The organism is uncultured Sphaerochaeta sp. (assembly GCF_963676625.2).
In the GTDB taxonomy this organism is placed as follows: domain Bacteria; phylum Spirochaetota; class Spirochaetia; order Sphaerochaetales; family Sphaerochaetaceae; genus Sphaerochaeta.
This window is the reverse complement of record NZ_CAXXYB010000008.1, coordinates 437,270-461,526: the sequence shown is the minus strand read 5'-3', so window position 1 is coordinate 461,526 and position 24,257 is coordinate 437,270. Positions and strand designations below refer to the sequence as shown.

The following is a 24,257-nucleotide window of genomic DNA, read 5'->3' as shown; positions in this document are numbered from 1 at the left end:
AAGATGAGTATTATGACGAATACTGTGACAATTGCTGAATTTCACAATGTAGAGAAACGATATGGAAAAACGCACGCGCTTGAGAATGTTTCGCTTAATTTTATATCAGGGCAGGTAACGGTTTTATTGGGACATAACGGTTCGGGTAAGTCAACGATGCTGAAAATGCTTGCTTCTCTGATGCTGCCGGACAATGGAAGCGTCAGCGTGTTCAACGGATTGAACGAGAAAACCCCCAAATTGTTTCGCAAACGAATCGGATTTCTATTCGATCACAACGGGCACTTTGAGCATTTGACAGGATATCAAAATGCATGGTTTTTTCTTAGTTCCTACGGAATGAAGAAAAAAGATGCGACTGCCGCCCGTTTGGACGAATTGTTTTCGTGGATCGGTCTGAGTGATAAAAAGGATGATCTTGTTGCAACTTACTCGTATGGAATGCGACGAAAACTCGCTTTGTTGGAGGCGGTGGCACACAAACCTGACCTGCTTCTTTTGGATGAACCGACAATGGGGCTTGATTATACTTCAAGGTTGGAATTTTACCGATTGATCGGTGATTTGTCCCAGCAAGGTGTTTCTACTGTTATTTCAACAAATGATATATACGAAGCTACGATCATAGGTCAGCAAATCGTAATATTGAAAAACGGAAAATTAATTGCCAATGGGACGCCAGATAAACTTCTATCAGAGGTAAAAAAAGACAGTAAAATTATCGTCACCCTTATGAATCCCATTTCGCTTATATATTTTGAAAAGCTATTGGATATATCGCACATTGAAACTTCAGAAAACAAAGAGGGGTTTGTTTTGGAAATTATGGTGAAACCACAGCGAAATCCTTTGCCAGAGATTATTTTTCAAATTGTTCATAATCGGGGAATGATTAAAAAAATACAGATGGAAGAACCAAATCTTGCGGATGTTTATTTAAAAAACAATTGAGGAATTAGTATGCAACCTGATGGATTGATAAAAAAAGAAATTCTTGAAGATTTACAGAACAAAAGATCTTTGGCAATAAAAATCATCCTTCCCCTTTTATTGATCTCCCCAATAGCTTTCAGTAAAACGGACGTTTTGGTAAAAGCAGGAGTCATACTGGGGTTTGTGATTTTTTTCGGGATTTTTGGCTCATCGGTTGGCTTTGTACGCCTGAAAGAGACCAAAATGATGGAAAGAATGGCAGTTCTTCCGATTCCTTATTGGAGACTGACTTTGGATTATATCGTGGCAAATACGATTTTAGATGTCGGTCAGATTGTTCTTCCTTTTATTCTCATCGTTTTCAATGCAAGATTATCTATGAAAGACCTAGCTCTTTCCGTCGTAGCACTGTTAGCGTCTGTGCTTGTGGCAAATACACTGGGTGTGCTTGTTGGGTTTCTTGCCAAGACTTCGGGAGAAGTACATTTATATTCGATTATATCGGTCTTACTCACGGTGCTGCTTTCGGGTGCGATTTCCTTTATCCCGATTCCGACTGTGATTACCTGGTTTTTTCCGTTTGATGAATTTTTCCTCACGTTTATTGGCAAAGGTGGTAATACATTAGTCATATTGGTGTTATCAGTCATCCCCTGTTTTATTTGGCTTGGATTTGCAATGTTCGCTTCTAAAAAAATATGGATCTTTTCGTAAACTCCAGGTATCCGAAACCTGATGCAAGATTTAAGGATGTCCTTCTTCATCAGGGAAAATACAAGAATAGTTGCGGCACTTCATGTGCTTTGCATTCTTATACAGATATTCTTGAATATTCATAAGTGAACTACAGTATTTTAAAATTGGCTCTTTAATTCTTGATTTTATATGGTATCCATGACCTTGTACCGTTAAATATTCTATGGTAGCCTATGATCCAGTTTTCCAATTGTTTTTTCTGTATGGAAGACTTGAGTTTCACTCAATTTTGGAAGATATCTCCAGAGTTCCTTGCATGGAGTCAAATATTGATGGACTATATACCTATAGTCAGGTCCGATAACGCCTGAGGTTTTTATTTTGCGTCTTAGGATAGATATAGTGGTAAAAAAACGATTGTGTTTATTATTGATAGTATTTCTTGTTTTTCCTCTTTTTGGTGAAAATCCTTCTCAGGGGGCTTTTTTTGCGTTGACTGCAGAGGAACAACAGTATATCGATAGCCATGGTCCGCTTGTGCTATATATCGACCCAGTAGGATTTCCGTATGAGAAAGCTCTTTCAACAACCGAATATACTGGAATTATCTCTGATGCACTTTCCCTTATTTCCAACAGGACTGGTCTTTCTTTTACATTGATAGCTTCTCCGACTGAGAAATCCAGGATAGACGATGTGGTATCCGGAACCGTTGATGCCGTGATGACTTTCAGTATTCCCGATATTCTGGAAGATAGTCTTCATTTTTCCAATTCGCTTTTTTCGGAATCCCTTGGTATCATAGCCAATGCTGAGCATGCTCCTGTAAGGGATCTTTCAAAGGAACCTAAAATTTTTGCTGCCGTAAGGCAAGCTAGTGGACTTTCCTCATGGTTGGCCGCTAAGTACCCCAATATTTCAACCATTGAGGTTGATTCTGATCTGGATGTCTATTCTTATGTAGATTCTGGGAAGGCCCCTCTGGGTATAGGTTCTTCTTCCGTATTTTTTACCATGATCAAGGAGGAAAAACTTCCTTCTCTCGCTGTAGTGGGACATCTATCGACAGTTGAGGAATCCTTGAGATTTGCCGTAGCCCCCGATAACCTTATATTGCAATCCATAATGGACAAAGCCGTCGATACTGTTTCTCTTGAAGAGCTTATGACCATTTCTGAAAAGTATATCCTCCCAGCAGAAAAGACTTCCGCTTATCCCCTGTTTTTTATTAGACTTGGAGTTCTTTTTGTGATAATTGGCATTGGCATTGGACTGATTGAACACTTCAGACGTCTCTATAAAAAAGCAAAATCAAGGGAAACTACCTTGAAAGAGAAAAGCAAATTGCTTGCCTCCAGTGAAGAACTCTATCGATCAATCGTAAATACTTCTCCTGATGCAATCCTTATTGTTGATAAAGAGGGAATGATTGTCATGGCTTCTCCCATTACTGCTGAATTGGTCGGTAACCCAAAGGGAGAGATACCTCTGGGTAAGTTTTTACACGATTTTATTGCTGATGAGAGTTTGGAGCTGATGAAGGCAAACTTTAGGAAACTATTCTCTGGAAACCTTGTAGGAGCCTCCGAATATGTAGCAAAGAGGGTCGACGGGGTATTGTTTAACATTGAAGTGAATAGCGATGTAATAAAAGATGTCACAGGCAATGCCATCCAACTGGTTTCCATAGTACGGGATATTACGGAAAAGAAACACACAGAGAGCGCCTTACTCAAGAGTGAGGAAACGCTTCGTCTCTTGAATGAGGAACTGCAAGAGAAAAACAAAATACTCAGGGAATCATCTACGAGGGATTATCTTACGAAGATTCGCAACAGGCAGTATTTTGAACAAAGCTTGCAGAAAAAGATAACTACTGAGTATGGAAAGAGTGGAGCTTTGTCCCTGTTATTGTTGGATTTGGATAAATTCAAGGATGTCAATGATACTTGGGGGCATGTAACCGGTGATGAAGTCCTGAAAAAAACCGTATCTGTGATTGCTTCCCTCCTTCCCAATACTGATTGGTTTGCCCGATGGGGAGGCGAGGAGTTTGTTATTCTTTTGGAGAATACTCCTTTGGATGAAGCTGTGAGGATTGCCGAACGCATACGTTTGCAAACCCAGGAGATCCAGCATCCGAATGTCGGAACTGTTACCATAAGTATCGGAGTGACACAATATATCGAGGGAGAGGCCTTGGAATTTCTTTTCAAGCGTGTAGATCTTGCACTGTATCGTTCTAAATTGGATGGACGTAACAGAGTCAGTGTAAGTAGAACTGATCTGGAAAACCAATATGTCCTGTTTCAATGGCAACCCCGTTTTGCCAGTGGCCAGCCAGAGATTGATAGGCAACATAAAGAACTTATAGACTTGGGGAATGATTTGATCGAGGCTCTTCTGAGAAATGCGGAACAAGCGCAGCTTTCAGTGCTGTTGGATTCTCTCAGTCTCCATATTGCGGAACATTTCAGGGATGAGGAAGCCTACCTGGAAGCTATCAAGTATCCTGGATATGCGGAGCACAAGCTAGAACATCAAATGTTATATGCCAAAGTCCAAAAGCTTCTCTTGGAAACCAAAGAGGGTAAATCCAGTCTTGAGGATTGCATCAATTTTCTTTCAAAGAATGTAATCATGGAGCACTTGCTGATTGAAGATATTAAATATTTTCCCTTTTCCAAACAGGAATTTGTCGGAAAACAATAGAACTTGCAGAGTGTTCAATGCAGGTCAATTGATTTGTCTTTATTGCCCATCCAGTTTGAAAAGAAGAACAACAAGAGGAAGGCCGAGGAACTCAAGGACCAGGTAATGGGATAGGCCCAATAGACAACCCTTATATCCATAAGGAAAGAGAGCCCGACCTTGATATAAAGCATTCGGATAATACACCAACAGGTAAGCATGACTGTCATGGGGATGATGGATTTTCCGGCTCCCCTGAATATTCCGGCCATGGCATGGGAAAGGGCTACGGCAAAGAGGAATATGGAAGCAATGTGAGCCTTTTGCACTCCATAGGCAATGACTTCAGGATCTCGACTGAACCAGGAAAGCAAGGTTGCTGCATTGAAATACAGGAGCATTCCAATGCTCTCTGCCAAAAACATGGAAAAGGCAATTCCGAACCTGGCACCTTTTTTTACCCTGTCCAAATCCCTGGCTCCCATATTCTGGCTTGTGAAGGTCGTCAGGGCAAGGGCAAAGCTTGTCACGGGGATCAGGGCAAAGCCTTGGATTCTTAGCATAGCCCCATTGCCTGCCATTGCAGAGGCCCCGAATAAATTGATACTGGATTGTACAAATAGATTTGCCAGGGAAGTGACTGAGTTTTGTATGCCGGAGGGAATGCCTATCTTCAGTATTTTTGGCAATAAGCCCTTGTGAAAGCGAATTTGTTTCAATTCAACCCTGAACACTTCTTTGGTTGTCAGAAGCAGGCGAAACGAGAAACATACACTCACTACCTGACTGATGATCGTTGCATAGGCAGTTCCTGCAATGCCAAGATGGAATACCCCGACAAAGAGCAGGTCCAGAATGATATTCAATATTGAGGCAATAATCAAAAAATAAAGAGGATGCCGACTATCGCCTACAGCCTGCAGGATGCCTGTTGACGTATTGTACAAGATCAGGGCACCGATTCCCAAGAAGTATATACTGATATACGTGTTGGCTTCCTTGAATACTGAATCAGGAGTTCCCATCCAATGAAGGAAGTAGGGTGCTCCGAAATATCCAACAAACGTAAGGACAAGACTGCTGCAAAGGCCAAAGGCGACGGCGGTATGAATGGTCTTTCGCACTGATGATAAGTCCCCTGAACCAAAGAAAGAGGATATCACAACCCCGGCGCCAACAAAAATACCTTGGAAAAGTCCAACCAAAAGAAACGTCAAGGGACCACAGGAGGTAATGGCGGCAAGTGCCTCTTTGCCGACAAAATTCCCGACTACCAGGGAGTCTGTCGTATTGTATAGTTGTTGGAACAAGTTTCCGATGAAGATTGGCAAAGCAAAAGAAAGGATATTTTTATGTATTGACCCTATTGTCATCAACCTAGTATTTCGTTTCATTGTGTCTTGTACTGTATCCCAGTTGGAAAGGACTATGCAAGAGTAAAATGAGGAAATACTTGGTTGGGGGAACCTGAGGATATTTTCAGGAAGATGAAGAGATTGTTGCTTTTATCCCTTTCTTGGAGTCTTCTGAATAAAGTACTTGATCGCAGAGGCCAGGGTTTTTCTAGTATGCCGGTTTGCGGGCAGTGGCACACAAGCCAAAGAATTCCTTCTGTATAGCATGGTTGTCTTTCCAGACAGACTGCAAAAAGATCTCATCGAGTTCCTTGGTCAGATAGGAAGCCCTGAGCGAGGAGAGAAATCCTGGGCGGATGGCCTTGGGTTTGGTCGAAGCATAAATCAGATAGGTTTTCAGAAACGATACATCCCGTCGCATATCAGTGATGCACATCCGTCCTCCTGGCTTCAATACACGAAAAATCTCGTTCAGTACCAATGCAGGGTCCTCCCATTCATGGAGCGATCCGTTTGAAAAGACAGCATCAAAGGAACTATCCTCAAAAGGCATGTGCAGACCTGTTCCTTCTACATATTGCACACGATCTGACAATTGGTATTGTGCGGCATTCTTCTGGGCTACAGCTATCATGGCCTTGCTGATCTCGCAGCCTGTAAGCGTGGTTCCCTTGGTTTGCAAGAGCCACTCAAGCCCTACATACCCAGGCCCCGGACCAATTTCCAGAACTGTTCCCGAAGTGATTCCTGTCTTGATGAACGTGTCCACATTGTTCCAGTGTTTGTCTCGCATTCCCTTTGCAAATGCATCAAATACTTCCACTGTCAGAGTATCTTGAATGCCTTCATTTGTTTCGACGACTCGTCTACGCATAATTTTTCTCCTTATGCCTGCAAGGTATGCAGGGTATCCATAGTCCAGGTATATTCTGAGTGGAAATGGTCCAGATGATGGTTGAAAATGATTGAGGCCATCAGTTTTGACTCTTCAGGGATATAGGTCATTGTTTCAGCCTCATGGCGTTTGATTTGTTCAAGGCTTTTTTTCAGGGTGTCTGCATATATCTGTAGATGTTTGATCAAATCAGCTGGATCGAGGGCATCTGCAAAGAAGAATGTAGCATCTGAGGAAAATGTAGGACGATAGGAGAAGGAGAGAGTCTCTTCAAGCATCTTTTTGAAGGCAAGCCTTCCTGATTCCGTAATTGCATAGATGGTTTTTTTCTGGCCTGGAACTTGTTGAATCGATGACATCTACGGAAATCAAACCGCTTTGGGTCATTTTTTCCAGATGATAATAGATGGTAGGCAATTTGATTTGCGTGAAATCCGAGAGCTGTTCACTGATCAGTTTCTTGATTCGATATCCATGCATTGGGCCCATTCTCTGAAGCACTCCAAGAATATATAAGGGAACCATGTATAACTCCTATTAGTCAGTATTGACTATGTATATACTCAGTACTGACTATTATGTCAAGTATTTGCTTCTTCTTTTTTTACATATATTTACACGCTTGCATCCAGGTTTGGCCGTATTTTTATTTGAAGGTAGTTACTTGAACCTTTCAAGAAGAGACTTGAACGAGGGAAAATAAGAAAATGCCTTGATACCAAGATATAAAATGTGAGAAAATTGATGAAAGGAATTCAGTACCATGCAAACCATAGAAGAACTTGTACATAGTAGCTATTGGGAAAAAGACATCAACTGTGCCCGTACCATGTTGTTTGCTTTGGGAACTCTTTTCGAGGTTCCCCTTGAGAACCAAACTTTGCAGGCTGCCATCGGCATGCATGGAGCGGGTGGGTACAGGGCTCAATGCGGTCTGGTAGAGGGAGCTTTGATGTTCCTGGGAATTTTCTTTGCACAGAAAGGGCAAGCTGATGAATCAATAAGTAAGCTCTGTTATAGCTATGCAGAAGAGTTCACCCAAGAATTTTCGTCGTTGGAATGTCGAGACCTTCGGCCGAACGGATTTCAGGAAACTGACGCTCCCCATGTCTGTGAGAACCTGACGGTAAAAGCAATCGCTTTTACGCGTGACTTTATACGTACTGCAAATAGTTCGATTCAATAGAAAGGATATTTTTCCCATGGAAATACAACTGGTTCCGTTTACGCCTCAAGATTTTGACGAGCTCATAGGTTGGAGTGGCGAGGCTCCTTTTCTCATGCAATGGGCGGGACCGATGTTCCACTATCCCCTTACGGCAGAACAATTATTTGCGTATAACCAGGATGCAAACAATGAGCAAACCTCCGATAAACTGAATTATAGGGTTCTCCTTGCTTCCACGAACCAGGGAATCGGCCATGTTTCCATTGGAAGCATCGACAGGGATAATGGATCGGCAAGGGTTACCAAAGTCATTGTCGGAGAATCCGGGTTCAGGGGAAAAGGTGCGGGCAAGGCTATCGTCGAAGCTGTCCTTGCAATTTGCTTCGGAAAATTGGGTTTGCATCGGGTCACCCTTGGGGTGTTTGATTTCAATATCCCCGCTCTGGCAACCTACAAGCATGCCGGTTTTACAATCGACGGAATATTGAGGGATGCGAGGAAAATGGGTGAGACGTACTGGAATCTAGTGGAAATGAGTATTCTGGAAGATGAGTGGAGAGCTATACAGAAAATTGGCAATCAGGAATGAAATTCTTCCCGATTGCCAATCCCTGACTCCTTACTTATTGATTGCAGTGAATCGCTTCTGGATGAATCTGCCTTGTTCGGCCTCATCAATCATGGCTATGGCATAATCGGCATAGGAAATGGTACTTTCGCCTTTTTCATCAAAGATCAATTCCTCACCGCCAAGTTTGTAGGTTCCAGTTCTCTTTCCATCAGGAAGGAACACGATGGCAGGGGAGAAAAAGGTCCAACGAACATCACTTCTTTTACGAAGTTTCTCCAGCTCCTTGGCTTGTGCCAGGGAAGCTGCTGTGTATTCCTTGGGGAATTCAGGAGTATTTACCAATTGCAGCGTGTGGGTCTTGTCAGTGTACAGGCTTCCTGCACCTCCCATGACCAGTAGGCGGGTATCAGTTCCTGATACAGTGTCGCAAAGGTGCATGCAAGAAACAGTATGAAGAGGTAGCGTCTCCTCAGCCCAGGTACCAAAGGCGTCGATGACGACGTCAAAACCGGACAAATCTTCTTTGGTGATGGAAAGGATATCCTTGGTGATCTGTTTGACTCCCTTGGGAACGACGGCTTCTGCTCTTCTTGCAAAGCCTGTTACTTCATGGTTGCGAGCTACTGCTTCCTTGGCTATCAAGCTTCCTGCTTTTCCTGAAGTTCCGATGATTGCAATTTTCATATGTATATACTCCTGTAATGAATGTTTACTTGAATGATTAGTTGTAATAATTATAATTACAACTAAAGCGTAGCACTTCACTGTTGTAATGTCAATGATTACATCAAAGTGGATGTAACTATTGTCATTACATGTAAGCCATGCTATGGTACCTGTATGCAGATAAGCAGCAAATTCACCATTGCAGTCCATACTCTCTTGCTCATAGATTTGTTCGCGAATGAGCGTAAGGTAACCTCTCTTTTCATTGCCTCGAGTGTCTGTGTGCATCCGGTAATCGTCAGACGTACCCTTGCAGACCTCAAACGTGCAGGTCTGATTACCGTACAAGCTGGAACCGGGGGAGCTTCCTTGGCAAAATCAGCATGGGAAATTACGCTCTTCGATATTTATCAAGCTTCGGAAAGTGCACAAGAGAACCTCTTTGGATTCCATGAACAACCGAATCCGCTGTGTGTAGTGGGCAAGAATATCCACGCAATACTTGATGGTCATCTGATAGAAGCCCAGCAAGTCTTTGAAGATAATCTGAAAACTACGACCCTTGCTGAGTTGCAACAAGAAACCGAGAAATATATCACAGAAGAAAAAGAATAGGTCAGTGTGAAATTGCGATATTCTTGCCTTTTCCGACTAGTTGGGTGATGTTCATTGCAACAATAGGCAAGGAAGCGGTGGTAACGGAAGAGGGAACTGCCAAATAGACTGGAGTCCAGTTCGGATTGAATTTATTCTTGAATGACCTGAGACCTTGGAAATTATAGATTCCCTCTCCATTCTGGAAGAGGAAATTCACGCCCTTGTTCCAAAGCGGGGCACCTTGCCTGGTTTCCAATCCTGACATTGGAGCCATTCCCAGATCAAAATGCTCATAGCCCTGTTCCTTGCCCCACAACATGCATTCGATGAAAAGATATTCCATGACGCCCCCGGGCGCCTCGTCAAGATGTCGCATCAGGTCAACGGAAAGTTCCTTGGCATCCCCGCTGGACCAAAGGTTTGCAAAGGCCACGATGGTATTTTCCTTCATGACTACGGCGCAAGGAAATTGGCTTATATAGGCTTCATCGAAATACCCTAAAGAAAATCCTTTCTCCTTGGCATTCTTGGAAGCAAGCCACGCATTGGAAATCGTTCGCAACTCTTGAATATGTGAAGTAGTCTCTTCTTTTGAGAATACAGTAAACGAGTATTGTTCACGGATCATCTTGTTTCTCGGTGGCCTAAGGTTTCTCCCTGCCGAACCTTCCAAGGTGAATGTGCGTAGATCGACTACGGCTTCTTCCCCCAGCTTGAAGATATGCATCCCCAATTCGACGAATACCGGAAGGTAGGAAGAGGATATCTCATACCATACGACGCGGAGTCCTTGTCTGCGGGCCTGTTCATAAAAAGTCCATAATAAGTCGGGGAAGGTTTGCTCCTCGCCTATGGGGTCTCCCATTACGACCAACATGTTGTTGATCTCCCCATACATGAGGAAGGCGTTCTTGCTTTCATTGATGAAGAAGTATTTATCGCCTAGCAAGGAAAGTTCTGCAGAGGCCCTGTTGCCTTTCTTGCGGATAGTCTCCAACGTCTCGCGATCTTTTTCGTAGGTCCTGTGCGTTAGCTTGAATACAGGGGAGAGCAAGAGGCGCAGTGAAATGATTGCCGCTGAAATTCCGAGGCCCAGACCTGCACGCAAGGCGCGCGGTGCATCTTTCTTGAATTCAAATACCCACCATAGTTCACTTGAATATTGTATATGCTTGAAGGAAAAGAGGCCTAGCCATATAGCCACTGCAAAAACGGTTCCGACTCCTATGAACCAAGGAAGGCCCGACGAGGGGGAAAGCATCGCGGCATGTCGGTAGAATAATTGGCGGGAGGGAAGCAACAGCAATAAAACGAAGCCCATGACCAAGGCCTCCTCCCAATCGAAACCTTTCAGCAAGGATAGGACAGCCCCTACGATAAGCAATATGATGGTCAAATAATATGCACCGTCGATTCTGCGACGTAAGGCATCCGCAATTACCAGAAGTGCCAAACCGGTAAGGCTGGCGGCAAAATGGGAAAACTCGAGCAAGGGAAGAGGAATGAAGGGGTCGAGGAACATCAGACGCGTCTTTATGGCGGGGGTTGCCCCGGAGAAGATGAGGACGGCTCCTGCGATGAAGACAAGAATTGACAGGACCGTAGGAATAAACGGAGCAAGGACCCTGGCTGTCTGGGTAGCCCCTGTGCGAAGCGTTTTTCGTTGGATATATGCTTCCTGCAATACGAAACCAATGATTCCGACCAATAGGGGTGCCAAATAATAAATTGCACGATAGGCTATCAAGGCCCCAAACAGGACATCAGAGGGTATGGAGGAGGAAAGGGATAGCATGATCATGGATTCGAATACGCCGATACCTCCCGGTACATGGCTGACAGCACCTACCAACTGGGCAATTACAAAAATTCCCAGGCAAGGCAAGAAACCAGGTTTTTCGGCAGGAAGCAAGGTGTAAAAAACCGAAGCAGCAAGGAACCAATCGAGTGAAGAGACGAGTATTTGTTTGGCAGCAATGGGGAATGCAGGAACTTCCAGGGAGAAGGAGCGTATATGCAGTCCCACTTTCCCTGACAATGCAATTCCTGCATAGGCTAAGACGGCTCCGACCAAAAGAAAGCCAATGACATGGGACGAAAAACCGAAAGGAAGAACCACCGTTGAGGAAGAAGCGCTGAATAACAGGGAGCAGCCACCCATGGTTGCCAGTCCAAGCCAGAAGGTAGATACACAGAAGGCTACGATTTTTGCAATATCTTCACCATCCAACCCCCATAAGGAATAGAAACGATAGCGCATTGTGCTGGAGCCAAAGAGCGATAGGCCAATATTGTAGCTGAAGACGTAGCTCATGAAGGAAGTGAAGGCCGTCTTTCCATAGGACAGCTTCTTCCCTACATATTTCATGGCCAGGACATCATAGAAGGTCAGTATGAAATAGTTGCAGGTCGTAAGGGCCAAGGCCGTGAGAATCGTAATGGAGGAATAAGATTTCAGGTTCTTTATAAGATCATGATGACGATAGGCTTTCATGGTATCGAAAAGGAGCAACAAGGCGAGACAAAGGATTGCCAGGATGAAAAAAGGTTTTGCTTTTTTCCAGAAGGCTTGTATTTTTGCAACGACAGAGGCTTTTGATGTCCTGGTCATATAATGATTACCCCACCACGCGAAAACAAGATTCTATGAAAAGCCTATCAGAAAATCATTCAGCGGGCAATGATTTTAAGCTGGCAAAGAAGCAGGAGGGGGAAAAGAGAATCAAGGCAAGGAAAGATATCCTTCCTACAAGGTAGCGAGGGTATCGAATAATTGCTCAAGTCCCTCGGGTATTTTCCCTGTTTGTGGATAGAGCAGGTAATTCAAATCATGGTCATGTCCTGCAAAGATGTGAATGGTCAGATTCTTTTTACCCATTTGGTTAAAAGTCTTTTCAATGTCCCTTACTCCTTGAACGGGTACATTCCTATCCAGGGTTCCATGAAAAATATGAATGGGAAGTGTAAGCTTGGAAAGGATTTCACTGTTGGCAGGCATATTCATTGCATAATCCTTGAACCATCCTGAGGTAAGGAAAACTCCGTAGTTGGCTTGCAACCATTGGTCGTCACCTTCTTTGATGGCTTTCTTCAGTTGCGCAAACCCAGGGGCAAGCATGAGCTTGAAATCTTCTACATCGATCACTCCATCCGCATTGGCATCCAGTTGGGCAAAGGCAGTCTCTTTATTCATTCCCAGGGCAGGTAGTATTCCGTATTGATCCTTGTTCAGCTCCTCCGGAGAAATCGAAAGATCCTTGTTGTCATCAAAATATTGTCTGTAGAAGATCATACTCGCCTCTCCGCTTTGTTGCCAGGCCAAAGTCTCTTCCATGGTGGTATTCATATATCCGGCCAAAACCAAGGCATCTACAAAAGAGGGTTTCTCGAGTGCTACCCGAGGGGCAATCGCGGTGCCTGAGCTCCAACCCAAGAGAATTATTCGTGTCTTGCTGAGTCGGGGTACGGTATGCAAGGTTTCAATGATGGATTCTATGTCTTTTATTTCATTCGATGGCAGGTAGGTTTTGTATTGTTCCTTATCGATTGTTTGATAGAGAGGGGGGGTCTGCCCAAGGGTAACTCCTCTGGTATCGTAACTGAAGAATCCAAGATTCCTTTGATTGCATTGTTGGGCAAATAGGTCAAAATAGGAGAATTCCAGTGACTTTCCCATCTTCCGGTGGTTGTCATAGGTATTGGGACCTGATCCATTTACATAGATTACCAAGGTTTCCACAGGTCCAGAAGGCAGTCTGAGTCTTCCGTCAAATTGTACGCCGTCAAAGCCCGTTATGGTAAGGATTTGATCAGAGGCTTCTGCCTGGGAGAAATCCTCAGGGTGGGAAAGAGGAGTCGAAGTACACGAAACTGCAAAAAGCAGCAGGGTAAGCAAAGGTAGGTATAGGTATTTCTTGGACATGGCTTGAGTATAAGACTTTATGTAATTCTGGTGAAGATGGATTGAGGAAAAGTAGTTTACAATCTGATTGTTTTACCTGATAGTCGAATGACAATTCCCTCAGTATATTTAGGTTCAGGAGAATTGCCATGAAATTATTCGAATCCTGTTCCATCAAGAATCTTTCCTTGAGAAATAGATTTGTCATGCCCCCGATGTGTACCTATATGGTACCGGCGCACGATGGAAAGGTAACACACTTCCATCAAGCCCATTATGTGGCTCCCGCCATAGGTGGCGCGGCTCTTATTATCATAGAGGCAACCGCCGTATCACCGGAGGGACGTATCTCCGACAATGATCTTGGCCTTTGGAACGATGAGCAGATACCGGGGTTTTCTCAACTTGTTGAAGGAATTCATGAGGCAGGTGCGAAGGTTGCTCTCCAATTGGCACATGCTGGACGGAAATGCATGGCAACTGATGGTATTGCAGAGATATTGGCTCCTTCTTCCCTTGCCTATGACGATACCTATCGCACCCCCCGGGAAATGAATGAAACTGACATTGAACGGGTCCTTGATGATTTTAAAGAGAGTGCACGACGAGCGAATGAAGCAGGAATTGATGCTCTTGAAATCCATGCTGCCCATGGATATCTCATCAATCAATTTATCAGTCCGGAGACGAATATCCGTACCGATCGGTTCCGCGATCCTTCACTTTTTCTCTCCTTGGTCTTGGATGCTGTTCATCAAGTATGGCCAAAGGACAAGGCAATTTGGGTGCGAGTCAGTGCAACCGACTATAGTCTTAAAGGGTATGATGTCAACTATTTGATCAAGGTGCTTGAGAAGGTTCGTACAAAGATTGATGCCGTTCACGTATCCTCTGGTGGTGTGGTCCCCATTGTTCCCCAAGCTTATCCTGGGTATCAGGTTTCCTTTGCCAAAGATCTCAAGGAGGCCCTGATGTTGCCGACAATCGCGGTGGGTATGCTTTCTTCTCCTGATTTGGCCGAATATGTGTTGCAAAGTGGATCGGCCGATCTGGTTGCAGTGGGGCGAGGCTTGCTTCGCAATCCGAACTGGTTGCTCGAGGCTGCCTTGCCGCGCCAAAAGGAGTTTCTCTTGCAGCAACCTGCATACCTTCAAGGGGGATTTCCTCTTCGTTAATTGATTTATTTCCTACCTCCTATCGTGTATCGTTAGTAATGATGCGGTCCTCGATAGGTTTTTATTGAAGCCAGGGGTGAGATGGCGTACCATTGGTTATGGATAAAAGATCACAAGTAAAGCGTGCCCTTTGGTATATCTTGATTTCCTGCCTAATTTTTTTCCCTCTTTTGGGCGGAGTATATTTGCTTATCAGCCATGAGAAGCAGGTCGCCTTCGTGCAAGAGGAGACTGTCTTGCTTGAAATGTTGCGCAAAGAGGTGCTTGAAGAACAGAATAATGCGATTGAAGATCTTTTCCTGATTTCCAATATGAAAGAGACTTCCTTGCTTTTTTCCAACGATTCGGAGGCAACGAGGATTGTCAATTCTGCAATCTTTGCGATGATCCGGGCAAGGGACTATTATGATCAGATACGTATCCTGGATGCAAAAGGCATGGAATGGGTGAGATTTGATTACAATGATGGAACTCCGAAGAGCATCGCCAAAGAAGAATTGCAGGATAAATCGGATCGATATTACTTTCTTAATGCACAGGACTTGAAGCCAGGACAAGTGTATATCTCTCCCTTTGACCTGAATGTCGAGGGAGCTGCTATCACGATTCCTTTCAAGCCTATGATCAGGTATGTCATGGGAATCTATGACGGGACCTGTGATGTCCCTGTAGGGTTTGTAGTCATCAACTATCTTGGGCAACGTATACTCAATAAATTACATGAGGCGGAAAACTCCGGGCAAGAAAACTTGTCGTTGGTGAATGGACAGGGGTATTACCTCTATGGATCCGATTCCCGAATGCCCTGGGGCTTCCAGCTTCCTGAACATGCTTCAGCCAATCTTTCAACGCTTGATCCAAAGTTATGGGCACGGATGCAAGAAGCTTCTGCAGGGAATTTTTCCAAAAAAAGTAGTTTCCAGTTCTTTACGACCCTTGAACCAACCGATTCAGCCATGAGTCGTATTGCTCAATTGAGGGGTGGCACTACTGAAGAAACTGTTCTCTCGGAACAATCGGGACAACAATGGTTTCTGATCAAGGATATCAGTAAAGAGCAATGGCTAGCCCAAATAAATTATCTCAGGGAAGTTTTTCTGGTCAATGCCCTTATAGGATTTTTGGTCCTGGTCATTCTTTCTGTGATGTATGCAAAGATCAGGATGGCAAATGAATCAATGCAGGAACAGCTTGTCCGGGAAGCTACCTATGATTTTCTTACCGGTACGTATAATCGGAATGCAGGTTTTTCCTTACTGACCAATTTGGTCAAGCTTACAGCAAGGAACAACCAAATTTCCATCTTATGTTTTTTGGATTTGAATAGCCTGAAATTGGTGAATGATCGATACGGACATGACCAAGGCGACCTTTTTATTGTATCCCTTGTGGAAATGTTGAAAAACACCCTTCGTAGTACAGATACGATAATTCGTCTGGGCGGCGATGAATTTTTGGTATTGGCACCTACTTGTACCAAGGAAGCCATAACTCCCAAGTTTGAAGAAGCAAACGAATTACTGAAGTCCAAGGGAAAGGAAGTTGGTTGTCCCGTTCCTTGGACCTTCAGCTTCGGATGTATCGAGATCCCTGCCGATGGTTCGAAAACAGCGGATACGCTGATTGCCGAGGCCGATGCCTTGATGTACCGCAATAAACAGCAAATGAAGGCGTCCCTTGCTTTGCTTGCCTCAGTCAAGGATGAGGCAGATAGATAGCTTTTCTCAGTGGGGTATAACAACAAAAAACTTGACTCAGGAGAAGATATGGAAGATGCCACCAAGGTAATTCATCAGAAAGCCAGAGATGCATTTGATGTCATAGCAGAAAAGTATCATGTCTTGTTCAAGGATGAGATGAAAGAAAAGCCCTACGATAGAACGTATCTGGACAATTTCTGTTCCCTGCTTCCTGAAAACGCCCTTGTCTGTGATGCTGGTTGTGGTCCCTCGGGGCATGTCGGTAGATATATCTTCGACAAGGGAATCAACACTTTTGGCATCGATATCTCTCCCCGGTGCATAGAGCTTGCACGAACATACAACCCCGGTATGCAATTTCAATGCACTGACTTTCTCGATTGGCAACAGCCTTTCGAGACCCTGGATGGAATTGTATCGTTTTATTCCATCATCTATACCCCAAGAAATGCAGTTGGAGACATACTTTCGGTGTTTCATGACAAATTGAAAAAGGAAGGGCAGTTGGTGGTGGTTGTCAAAAAAGGGGTTTTTGAAGGATATCAGTCTTCCGTATTGGGGTATGACGTGCATCCCTATTTTACGGAATACTCGAAGGAAACCTTGCAAGATGTCTTGGAAGATGCAGGATTCCAGATTCTGGATGTATCACAAAGAAAAGCGTATTCCCAGGAAATTGATAATCAAAGGATCTATTGCCGTTGTAAAAAACGTTCATGACTTTCCTTGGCAATTGCTTATCCTGATTAAAGAAATAATGAAAGATATGTGTTGGTTGGATATTGAATATTCAGAATTTTATGAAGAATGATGTTCTGGCATTGAGAAATACATGATTTTGATATAGATACAGTGTTTTTGTTGTCTGGTTGTGCTCCTTTTTCAATTCTTGTATATTACCGAATATACGGTAACATAATGAAAAGAGATACAAAAGCCAGAATCATCGATGCCACAATATATTTATTGGCAACCAATCCTTTGGAACCGATTACCTTGGAGAAGATTGCAAGTCAGGTAGGTATTTCCAAGCCTGCCATCTATCGGCATTTTTCCAGCAAGGACGAGTTGCTGAAAAATGTCGATGAGACCTTCCTTGCCGATGCCTATGTCCTGTTTGATACCTTGGATCCCAATCGAGAGAATGATCCTGCGTATCTGATGGAAACCTTTACGGAAGCCTTGCTACCGCTTAAAATGCATTTATCTTTTTTGTCTCATCTGATAATCGCAAGACAAATAAATCTGGCTTCTTTTTTGCAGCGTTTGTTTAGTGACCCTTCCGGGAATAATTCAAATATCTGTTTGTTGTATCGTTCTTCGGTATATTTCTTTTTTGCCTTACCTGGCCTTACCTACTATGGATTGCAAAAAGAGACTATCAAGCCCATTGTCCATACCATTCTTGACTGGTATTCCCATGGCTTGGGAATTTCACCGGCGATTGATGATCAAATCTGGCAAAAAGGGTTTGTTGCTCCAGAGGAGATCGTTGAAGATCGTTTTCTCATTGCCATGAACAAGGTAGCCAGCAAATATGAACTGACTGGATTGACCATACAGAGAATTGCTACGGAACTTCATTTGGCAAGCAGCTCCTTGTACTACAGTTTCCCTACCAAAGAGGCTCTTGTTCGCGAGACTGCCAAGAAAGAACAGCAGCAATTCTTGAGAATCCTCGATAACAAGGTTTCCCAGGCAAGGAATGTATCGGAAGCTTTGCAAATTCTGTTTTGTACCTCGGGTTCCTATTTAGCCCAGCGTCCACAGTTGGGGATTCAATTCAATACACTTTCCAGTTTAAGGAACGACGAAATACCGGATGAATTCATTCATCTTCGCACATGGAATGATGAGTTTTCCTCGATAAGGGAACGGGCAGGGCACCTGAGTCGTTTTTTGGCAATTGCTCCGCAAATCAATGTGTTCAGCAAATCAACCAATCCTTCTGATTGGATGAAATACAGCAAGAATTTGTTCCGCTTTTTTTCAAGCGGATGTACCACGGAGGAAATATGAAAAAGTTCTCTATAACCCTGACACTAATTTTATGCATGTGTCTGGGATCAGCCTTTTCCCTCGATTTGACTGTTGATCAAGCTGTCGAAATGACATTGTCCAATAATCAGAGCCTGAGAAGTGCCGCCCTTGACCTGCAGATGGCAAAGAATGCCAGTGATGTAAGCTGGAATGGTTTCCTGCCTACTGTCCAGGCCTCGGGAACCGTACAAAGGAGTCATGAATCCATGACTGCGTTGCCTGTAACAACAGCCTTTGCCGGCAATCTGTCGTTTTCCTTTAACTTCAATCCTGCCCTGATCAGCAATATTGAACTTGCCAATCAGAAATATCTTGCCGGTCAGATTACCTATGAACAGTCCAAGGCCGAAACAATCAGGGATGTGAAGAAACTTTTCTATGCAATCCTGCTTCAACAGAAATCCTTGGCCTTGCAAGAAGAGACCTTGGCAAATACGAAGACCCGGATGGACCAAGCTCAGGCCTTGTATGAACAGGGCTATACCACAGAGCTCTCAGTTTTGCAGGCTCAGGTCGGATACGAAAATCTTAAGGCGACCACACTCAAGAGTAAACAGACGGTGGAGCAACAACTTGCCAATTTTGCCTTTCTCTTGCACCTTGAGGGAGAAAAGGATTTGCACCTGGTAGGTGAGATTGAACCCGAGTTCAAGAGTATTGATTTGCAACAATGCCTTGCAAGGATCGGGGCACGGTATGATATTACCGGGTTGCTCAAGCAGAAAGATATCCTGGAAGTGCAAATGGAAGCTCTCGATATGCAAATCTGGATTCCCTCGGTGTCCATCAATATGAATTACCAACCGATTCATAGCGATGTTACCCAGAATTGGTTCAATGGTTCCAATTGGTCTGATGGCGGTTCCTCCAGCATGACCATTGCCTGGAATCTTACCAATCTGCTTCCCTGGTCTACGGGAAGACAGAATGCACAAATCCTTGAGGAGAATATCCAGAAATTGCAGATTAGCCTCTCCTTACTGCAAGAAAATGCCCGTTTGGAAATCAAGAAGAATATCACGACTCTTGGACAAGCAAAAGAGGCTATCGACAATAGTGAGCGCGCAATTTCCTTGGCCCAAAAGTCATACGACTTGACCGTGCAGGCTTACGAGGCGGGATCCAAGGAACTTCTGGATGTACGCGATAGTGAAAATCAACTGAACCAGGCAAAACTCGGGAAACTCAATGAAGAGTACAATTACCTGACAGCTTTGTTGGATTTGGAATATGCAACACAAACTTCATTCTAGAGAAAAGGAATCAAACATGAAAAAACAAGTTCTGGCAGTGATCTGCCTGCTTATCTTACTCGTACTCAGTGGTTGTTCGAAATTCAAGAGTCCTACGGATACAGTCCCTGTGGAAGCTAAACCAGAAATGGAAACTGTGAAAGCCACTGCCGTACAAAGTTATACAGTAGATACTGGTTCGTTGGTTGCCTACCAAAATTTCGGAGGGGATGTCTATCCGGTCTATTCCATGGATATTCTTCCTGAGACTACGGGAAAGGTTGTCAAGCTTTTGGTCAGCGAAGGAGACACCGTACAAAAGGATCAAGTAATTGGAGAGATTGATCAATCAAAACCCGGTTTGAACTATAATACAAGTGCGGTGAAAGCTCCGATGGACGGAACGATCCTCTCGCTAAATGCCCAATTGGGTGGAATGGCAAGCCCGAGTATGTCCTTTGGCAAGGTAATTTCGACAGACAAACTGGAAATCCGTTTTTCTGTGGTTGAACGATATCTCTCCTTGGTGAACCTGGGACAAAAAGCCCTGATTACCTTTGATGCCTATCCAGACTTGACCTTTCCTGCTTCCATTACCAGATTGAGTCCGATATTGGACAAGGCAAGTCGAACCAGGACTATTTACTGTACTTTGGATCAGCCTGACAGCAGGATCATCGCTGGTATGTACGCAAAAGTGAAGGTCATTACTGAAGAGAAGAGCGATTGTCTCGTCGTTCCTGATGCAACAGTCCTTACCAACACTAAAGAATCCTATGTATTTGTCATCGATGATACAACGGCTCGCAAGGTTGTCGTGACCACCGGTATCGAAAGTGAAGGAATGCTTGAAATTACCAGTGGCCTGAAGAAAGGCGCCAAAATCGTTGCCAAGGGACAAAATCTTCTTAGTGACGGAACTCAGGTAGTCATAGCTTCCTCCTTGGGAGGTTCTAACTGATGTCCCCATCAAAAAGTGCAGTAAAACATCCTACGACGATCTTGATTATTTTTATACTCATGACCGCCTTGGGCATCTATTCCGTACAGAAGTTACCTATCGATCTGTTTCCTAATATGGATATTCCCTATATTCTGGTTCAGACCACCTATACAAACGCTTCTCCCTCTGAAGTTGAGGATAAGCTTACCCGTACCTTGGAAAATGCCCTTTCCGGTGTTTCAGGTCTCAAGAAGCTTACTAGCACTTCGTCCCAAGGGTCCAGCATTATCATATTGGAATTCGACATCGGGACAAACTTGGATGAAGCGACCAATATCATACGAGACCGAATTGATCTGGTACGGAATTATCTCCCCAGTGATGCCGAATCTCCGATAATTCTCAAACTTGATCCTAACATGATGCCTATCATGACCTTGGCCTTGACCAGTGATACCCTCTCACCTGAGCAACTACGAAAAATGGCTGATGAGTCGGTGCAACCTCGGTTGGAACAGATTGATGGTGTAGCTTCCACCTCTCTTGCAGGAGGACGGGAACGAGCCATCAGAATTGAAATCCAAAAAGATAAATTGAAGGCTTACAACCTGACTATTACACAGATAAGCCAGATGGTTGCCATTCAGAATTCGCAAACTTCCGTAGGTAAGATTGATGAGAATGGTCTTGACTGGTCTATCGCGGCCAGTGGGGAATATTCCTCTCTCGACGATATTCGTAACACAGTCATCTCCTACAAAGTCGGTGGTGATAGTGATGTCAAGCGTATTTTTTTGGGTGATATCGCAGAGGTCGAGGATAGTTACAAGGACGTTGACAGTTATGCCTATTTCGACGGAAAACCTTGTGTAACAATCTCGATTCAGAAACAGACGGGGAAAAATACGGTTACCACCGCAAAATTGGTACGGAAGCAGATCAAGGTGATTCAGGATATCCTTCCGGCGCAGGCAACTCTTTCAGAGGCCTATAATACCAGTGATGCGGTTGAACAGGCTGTCGATCAGGTAGTAAACAGCGCCTTGCAAGGAGCTTTGCTGGCTGTCTTGGTTCTCTTGTTCTTCCTGCGAAGTTTCAAGAGTACCCTGATTGTTGGATTGTCCATTCCAATTTCACTGGCAATTACCCTCGGGGTAATGTATTTCACTGGATTCTCCTTGAACCTGATGACCCTTGCTGGATTGGCTTTGGGTATTGGTATGCTTGTGGATAACTCCATTGTTATCCTGGAGAATATCTATAGTTACCGTGAAAGCGGAACCAAGGCGACTGTTGCAGCCATCCTGGGTTCCCAGGAAATGATCACGGCCATTACCAGCAGTACATTGACCACCATTTGTGTATTTCTTCCCATGATCATGTACAAGAAACAGCTGGGGATAGCCGGACAGGTTTTCAATAGCCTGGCTTTTACCGTAGTCATATCCTTGTTGTGTTCACTTTTTGTTGCAGTTACCTTGGTCCCTGTTCTTGCTTCCAAGTACCTTAAGCTGGGCAATATCAAGAAGCGAAATTCTCAAGGCTTCCAGAAAGTGATGTCCAAGATTTTTGATGCTTTCGACAATGGTTATGCCAAGATGGTTCGTTTTGTCCTGCATCACAAGATTCTGACTTTGTTTGTCATTATTGCACTGTTGGTGATCTCCCTTTTGCAAATCAGTCGTATTGGTTTCATTTACATGCCGGAGAATGAACAGAATAGTGTCTCAGTGGACATTGAGCTACCTCAGGGTACTGCCTTGGATGTTTCTGACAATGTACTGATACAATTCAATGATCTTGCCCTTCAAAGTTTGGAAGGCGTAAAGACGAGTGTAAGCTCAAGCGGTGGTACAACTTCAATGATGAGTACCGGTGGCAGTAACCTTGCAACGGTAAGCTATACGCTATATAGCAGCAAGGAACGTCAGTCTGGTTGGGATGATGATGCGTCGGCGCGTAAGAAACTGGAACAGTTGTTCCCTCTTTTCCCTGAGGCAAAATTTACCATCCAGAGCAGTTCCTTTACCAGTAGCCTTGGTGGCGGGGGACTTGATATTGCGATCAAGAGCAATGACCTTGAACTCTGCAGGGAAACCGCTTCCCAGATCAAGAATTTGCTGAACGATAAGGCAAGTTCGATGGTCAAGGATGTCGAGAGTTCTCTCAATGATGGCCTGCCACAGCTTACTATCGTATATGACCGAAGCCGTATGGCCGCTTTAGGCCTTAATATTGCCTCTGTCAATAGTGAGTTGCAATCTGCAATAAAGGGTACCACCATTTCCCGATATCATGAAAACGGGAATGAAGTTGATATGGTCATCGGCCTGAGAGCCGAGGATAAGAGCAATATAACGGATCTGGATGGAATAACGGTAACCAATGCAAGTGGCCTGCAGATTTCTCTTTCCAATTTTGCCCACTATGAACGCAGCAAGTCTCCGGTTTCCATAGACCGGGAGGACCAGAGTCGTATCGTGCATGTTACTGCGAAACTCCAGGACGGGCAGACGGTGGATAAGGTCCAGAAAGAAGTGGAGAATTTGATCAATGCAAATATTCCGGCAGATAAGGATTTGATAATCAGCTACGGTGGTGACTATCAGCAATTGATGGATGGTTTGCGAACCTTCGCAGAAATCATCATCATTGCAATCCTCTTGGTCTTTGCCGTCATGGCGAGCCAGTTTGAATCCTTTCTCAAGCCGTTCATCATTATCTTCTCCATACCTTTGTCAGTAATAGGTATTGTTGCGATTTATATGATTACCGGTCAGACCTTCAGTCTGATCACCGCCGTAGGTTTGTTGATCTTGGTTGGTATCATCGTCAATAATGGAATTGTCTTGGTAAGTTATACGGACTTGCTGCAGAAGCGGGGACTTTCCCTGGAAGAATCATGTGTGCAGGCGGCAAAGAGCAGGCTCAGGCCAATTCTGATGACTACCCTGACCACTATTCTGGCTTTGGTTCCCATGGCCTTTTTCCCTGGTGAAGGTTCGGAGATGGTGCAACCTATCGGACAGACGGTCCTTGGTGGCCTAGGGTTCGGTACCTTGATGACACTCTTCCTCATGCCTGCTCTCTACTACATATTCAATAGGGGAAGTGAGAAACGGATGCATAAGAAGATGGAAAAAGAAGTTGCCCGATTGTCTGAATCGCAACAGCTCTAGAAAGGAGAGAAAATGAAAAAACTTGAGATTATCGTCAGTCAGGCAATAGATGAGGATTTCTTGCATGACTGCAAGGTCCTGAAGGTAGCCCAACATTATACCAAGTCCGTGGGAGTCCTGGGTTCTGGCTATAGTGTTCCTAAATTGGGAGATGAAATCTGGCCACAATTGAACAACCACTACATGATCGTCGTGGAGGATGAGGAGATGGAGGCTATCAAGCGCATCGTAAATCATCTGAGGGAGATCTATCCAACCGAGGGAATAGCTTGTTTTGTTTCCACGGTGGAAGCTTTGTAAGGATTGCTTACAGAGCGAAAGGAACATTTCTCGAAAATATATTGCAAAAGGGCAATGCAGGTATTTGCATTGTCCTTTGCTATACGTATTCCCATTTGAGTTTTTAAAAAAGTTCCTTGTCCTTGACTGTTGATCTTGTTCAAAAGGCAAATTTTGCCAAGGGGACAGCACGTTTTGCCAATGCCTGATCAAGATGGTTTCCTTATAGTCAGAGG

21 protein-coding genes are annotated in these 24,257 nt (G+C 44.1%); 14 read left to right on the top strand and 7 right to left on the bottom strand.

Features of this window, described 5'->3' with window-relative positions; translation table 11 throughout:
* Positions 1–24 precede the first annotated feature (24 nt).
* From ACHZBG_RS12785 to ACHZBG_RS12775, 3 genes are all read left to right on the top strand, one after another.
* A complete protein-coding gene (locus tag ACHZBG_RS12785; RefSeq protein ID WP_320129848.1) occupies positions 25–951 on the top strand; it encodes an ABC transporter ATP-binding protein in 927 nt (308 codons plus the stop codon).
* Between the two features lie 9 nt (positions 952–960).
* On the top strand, positions 961–1,647 hold the full coding sequence (locus ACHZBG_RS12780) for an ABC transporter permease (protein ID WP_320129847.1): 687 nt from the start codon (positions 961–963) through the stop codon (positions 1,645–1,647).
* Between the two features lie 384 nt (positions 1,648–2,031).
* Entirely contained in the window at positions 2,032–4,341 is a 2,310-nt protein-coding gene (locus ACHZBG_RS12775; protein ID WP_320129846.1) for a bacteriohemerythrin, read from the top strand.
* Positions 4,342–4,355: 14 nt separating this feature from the next.
* Here the strand turns inward: ACHZBG_RS12775 and ACHZBG_RS12770 are convergent, their stop codons facing one another.
* The 4 genes from ACHZBG_RS12770 to ACHZBG_RS12755 all read right to left on the bottom strand — a co-directional run bounded on the left by ACHZBG_RS12770 (position 4,356) and on the right by ACHZBG_RS12755 (position 7,095).
* Complete coding sequence (locus ACHZBG_RS12770; RefSeq protein ID WP_320129845.1) at positions 4,356–5,714, bottom strand: MATE family efflux transporter; 1,359 nt, start codon at positions 5,712–5,714, stop codon at positions 4,356–4,358.
* 169 nt (positions 5,715–5,883) lie between these two features.
* Positions 5,884–6,549 carry a methyltransferase domain-containing protein gene (locus tag ACHZBG_RS12765; protein WP_320129844.1) on the bottom strand — a complete coding sequence of 222 codons (666 nt, stop codon included), beginning with the start codon at positions 6,547–6,549 and terminating at the stop codon, positions 5,884–5,886.
* Between the two features lie 11 nt (positions 6,550–6,560).
* Positions 6,561–6,848 (bottom strand): hypothetical protein, encoded by a 288-nt coding sequence (locus ACHZBG_RS12760; RefSeq protein WP_320129843.1) that lies wholly within the window; start codon positions 6,846–6,848, stop codon positions 6,561–6,563.
* Positions 6,841–7,095 (bottom strand): PadR family transcriptional regulator, encoded by a 255-nt coding sequence (locus tag ACHZBG_RS12755; protein ID WP_320129842.1) that lies wholly within the window; start codon positions 7,093–7,095, stop codon positions 6,841–6,843. The genes ACHZBG_RS12760 and ACHZBG_RS12755 overlap by 8 nt, the downstream gene beginning before the upstream one ends.
* Before the next feature lie 238 nt (positions 7,096–7,333).
* Between ACHZBG_RS12755 and ACHZBG_RS12750 the strand changes: the two genes are divergently transcribed.
* Both ACHZBG_RS12750 and ACHZBG_RS12745 read left to right on the top strand, forming a co-directional pair.
* On the top strand, positions 7,334–7,756 hold the full coding sequence (locus tag ACHZBG_RS12750) for a C-GCAxxG-C-C family protein (RefSeq protein WP_320129841.1): 423 nt from the start codon (positions 7,334–7,336) through the stop codon (positions 7,754–7,756).
* Between the two features lie 16 nt (positions 7,757–7,772).
* Positions 7,773–8,327, top strand: coding sequence for a GNAT family protein (locus tag ACHZBG_RS12745; protein WP_320129840.1), 555 nt, complete (start codon positions 7,773–7,775; stop codon positions 8,325–8,327).
* Positions 8,328–8,357: 30 nt separating this feature from the next.
* Here the strand turns inward: ACHZBG_RS12745 and ACHZBG_RS12740 are convergent, their stop codons facing one another.
* The gene (locus tag ACHZBG_RS12740) at positions 8,358–8,993 is read right to left on the bottom strand and encodes an NAD(P)-dependent oxidoreductase (protein WP_320129839.1); all 636 of its coding nucleotides are present in this window, start codon (positions 8,991–8,993) and stop codon (positions 8,358–8,360) included.
* Positions 8,994–9,149: 156 nt separating this feature from the next.
* Between ACHZBG_RS12740 and ACHZBG_RS12735 the strand changes: the two genes are divergently transcribed.
* The gene (locus tag ACHZBG_RS12735; protein WP_320129838.1) at positions 9,150–9,590 is read left to right on the top strand and encodes an Rrf2 family transcriptional regulator; all 441 of its coding nucleotides are present in this window, start codon (positions 9,150–9,152) and stop codon (positions 9,588–9,590) included.
* Between the two features lies 1 nt (position 9,591).
* Here ACHZBG_RS12735 and mprF read toward each other — a convergent pair whose 3' ends face one another.
* On the bottom strand, positions 9,592–12,183 hold the full coding sequence (gene mprF / locus ACHZBG_RS12730) for a bifunctional lysylphosphatidylglycerol flippase/synthetase MprF (RefSeq protein WP_320129837.1): 2,592 nt from the start codon (positions 12,181–12,183) through the stop codon (positions 9,592–9,594).
* A gap of 135 nt (positions 12,184–12,318) precedes the next feature.
* Complete coding sequence (locus ACHZBG_RS12725) at positions 12,319–13,494, bottom strand: alpha/beta fold hydrolase (protein ID WP_320129836.1); 1,176 nt, start codon at positions 13,492–13,494, stop codon at positions 12,319–12,321.
* A 128-nt stretch (positions 13,495–13,622) separates the two neighbouring features.
* Here ACHZBG_RS12725 and ACHZBG_RS12720 point away from each other — a divergent pair, with 128 nt between their 5' ends.
* The 8 genes from ACHZBG_RS12720 to ACHZBG_RS12685 all read left to right on the top strand — a co-directional run bounded on the left by ACHZBG_RS12720 (position 13,623) and on the right by ACHZBG_RS12685 (position 24,042).
* Positions 13,623–14,648 (top strand): NADPH dehydrogenase, encoded by a 1,026-nt coding sequence (locus tag ACHZBG_RS12720; protein ID WP_320129835.1) that lies wholly within the window; start codon positions 13,623–13,625, stop codon positions 14,646–14,648.
* Between the two features lie 98 nt (positions 14,649–14,746).
* Positions 14,747–16,366 carry a diguanylate cyclase domain-containing protein gene (locus ACHZBG_RS12715; protein ID WP_320129834.1) on the top strand — a complete coding sequence of 540 codons (1,620 nt, stop codon included), beginning with the start codon at positions 14,747–14,749 and terminating at the stop codon, positions 16,364–16,366.
* A gap of 48 nt (positions 16,367–16,414) precedes the next feature.
* A complete protein-coding gene (locus ACHZBG_RS12710; RefSeq protein WP_320129833.1) occupies positions 16,415–17,068 on the top strand; it encodes a class I SAM-dependent methyltransferase in 654 nt (217 codons plus the stop codon).
* Positions 17,069–17,266: 198 nt separating this feature from the next.
* Entirely contained in the window at positions 17,267–18,367 is a 1,101-nt protein-coding gene (locus ACHZBG_RS12705) for a TetR/AcrR family transcriptional regulator (protein WP_320129832.1), read from the top strand.
* Complete coding sequence (locus ACHZBG_RS12700) at positions 18,364–19,641, top strand: TolC family protein (protein ID WP_320129831.1); 1,278 nt, start codon at positions 18,364–18,366, stop codon at positions 19,639–19,641. Before ACHZBG_RS12705 ends, ACHZBG_RS12700 begins: the two co-directional genes overlap by 4 nt.
* Positions 19,642–19,657: 16 nt before the next feature.
* Positions 19,658–20,581: an efflux RND transporter periplasmic adaptor subunit gene (locus ACHZBG_RS12695; protein ID WP_320129830.1), complete on the top strand. Its 924-nt coding sequence runs from the start codon at positions 19,658–19,660 to the stop codon at positions 20,579–20,581.
* On the top strand, positions 20,581–23,742 hold the full coding sequence (locus ACHZBG_RS12690; protein ID WP_320129829.1) for an efflux RND transporter permease subunit: 3,162 nt from the start codon (positions 20,581–20,583) through the stop codon (positions 23,740–23,742). Before ACHZBG_RS12695 ends, ACHZBG_RS12690 begins: the two co-directional genes overlap by 1 nt.
* A gap of 12 nt (positions 23,743–23,754) precedes the next feature.
* On the top strand, positions 23,755–24,042 hold the full coding sequence (locus tag ACHZBG_RS12685) for a PG0541 family transporter-associated protein (protein ID WP_320129828.1): 288 nt from the start codon (positions 23,755–23,757) through the stop codon (positions 24,040–24,042).
* The last annotated feature ends 215 nt before the right edge of the window (positions 24,043–24,257 follow it).